This window comes from Pseudomonas agronomica (assembly GCF_025917275.1).
Lineage (GTDB): Bacteria > Pseudomonadota > Gammaproteobacteria > Pseudomonadales > Pseudomonadaceae > Aquipseudomonas > Aquipseudomonas agronomica.
In genome coordinates, this window is record NZ_JAOSHO010000788.1 from 1 (window position 1) to 1,559 (window position 1,559).

The window sequence follows — 1,559 nt, forward strand, 5'->3', positions numbered from 1 at the left end:
TCCTACAACCCCTACAACCCCTACAACCCCTACAGCTCTTACAATTCCTACCCGGCCTGCTTCGCATCGAGGCTCAGCATCCTCCAGCCCACCGACCTTTGCAATGCTGGCGCGACCTGCCGGTCACAGACTGTCTCAGCCATGGCACAAACTGTCACACCTCGCGTATCGCAACCGTGACACAGCCCCTCCGTTTGTCCGGCCAACTCCTCCTAAAGTCTTGATTTACGGGCCCTGCAAGGCAATGGCCCAACCTTTGCTCTAGGCTTAAGTACCAGCGCAAATTTGCGCGGCTCCCTAATAAGCACAAAAGCCAAGGAGAACTCATCATGCGTTACGCTCACCCCGGTACTGAAGGCGCTATCGTTTCGTTCAAGGCTAAATACGGTAACTACATCGGCGGCGAGTTCGTCGCGCCTGTCAAAGGTCAGTACTTCACCAACACATCCCCGGTCAATGGCCAGCCCATCGCCGAATTCCCGCGCTCCACGGCCGAAGACATCGACAAAGCCCTGGACGCCGCCCACGCTGCCGCCGATGCCTGGGGCGCCACGTCGGTCCAGGCCCGTTCGCTGATCCTGCTGAAAATCGCCGACCGCATCGAAGCCAACCTGGAAACCCTGGCGATCACCGAATCCTGGGACAACGGCAAGGCCGTGCGCGAAACCCTCAACGCCGACATCCCCCTGGCTGCCGACCACTTCCGCTACTTCGCCGGTTGCCTGCGGGCCCAGGAAGGCAGCGCCGCCGAGATCGACGGCAACACCGTGGCCTATCACATCCATGAACCGCTGGGCGTGGTCGGGCAGATCATCCCGTGGAACTTCCCGCTGTTGATGGCCGCCTGGAAACTCGCCCCGGCTCTCGCCGCCGGTAACTGCGTGGTGCTCAAGCCGGCCGAGCAAACCCCGCTGGGCATCTGCGTGCTGATGGAGCTGATCGGCGACCTGCTGCCGCCGGGCGTGCTGAACGTGGTGCAAGGCTTCGGCAAAGAAGCCGGCGAAGCCCTCGCCACCAGCAAGCGCATCGCCAAGATCGCCTTCACCGGTTCCACCCCGGTGGGCTCGCACATCATGAAATGCGCCGCCGAGAACATCATCCCGTCCACCGTCGAACTGGGCGGCAAGTCGCCGAACATCTTCTTCGAAGACATCATGCAGGCCGAGCCGAGCTTCATCGAAAAAGCCGCCGAAGGCCTGGTGCTGGCGTTCTTCAACCAGGGTGAAGTCTGCACGTGCCCATCCCGCGCCTTGGTGCAGGAGTCGATCTACGACGAATTCATGCAAGTGGTCATGAAGAAAATCGAGCAGATCAAGCGCGGCGACCCGCTGGACACCGACACCATGGTCGGCGCCCAGGCGTCCGAGCAGCAATTCGACAAGATCCTGTCCTACCTGGAAATCGCCAAGGGCGAAGGCGCGCAACTGCTGACCGGCGGCCAGGTGGAAAAACTCGAAGGCAACCTCGCCAGCGGGTATTACATCCAGCCGACCCTGCTCAAGGGCACCAACAAGATGCGTGTGTTCCAGGAAGAAATCTTCGGCCCGGTGGTGAGCATC

The 1,559-nt window shown here is 61.2% G+C and carries 1 protein-coding gene; it reads left to right on the forward strand.

What is annotated here, in order from left to right:
• Positions 1 to 329: 329 nt before the first annotated feature.
• A partial coding sequence (locus OC610_RS27145) for an aldehyde dehydrogenase family protein (protein ID WP_264432454.1) occupies positions 330 to 1,559 on the forward strand: 1,230 nt, incomplete at its 3' end.